Annotated in this window: 1 protein-coding gene; it reads left to right on the forward strand. The window is 57.0% G+C overall.

Annotation, left to right across the window (positions count from 1 at the left end; genetic code table 11):
• Positions 1–28: 28 nt before the first annotated feature.
• Positions 29–270, forward strand: a 242-nt coding sequence (locus tag LD028_RS18205) for a DUF188 domain-containing protein (RefSeq protein ID WP_369414820.1), incomplete at its 3' end; no start/stop codon positions are given.

Below are 270 nucleotides of genomic sequence, written 5' to 3' on the forward strand. Positions count from 1 at the left end.
CTGGGTGGACGCCGACGCGTGTCCCGTAGTGATTAGAGACATAATCATCAAAGCCGCGGTCAGACGCAAGGTGCCCGCCATCTTCGTTGCCAACAAAGGCACCGAGCTTCCGCAATCACCCTTACTCTCAGCTGTAAAAGTAGCGGCTGGCGCCGACGAAGCCGACAAATACATCGATGAGCAGGCGCTCGCCGAAGACCTCGTCGTCACTCAAGACATCTTGCTTGCCCAGCTTCTCGTTGCCCGCAAGATAACAGCAATCGATCCGCG

It is taken from the genome of Anoxybacillus sp. LAT27 (assembly GCF_022030075.1).
Lineage (GTDB): Bacteria > Bacillota > Bacilli > Bacillales > Anoxybacillaceae > Anoxybacillus > Anoxybacillus kestanbolensis.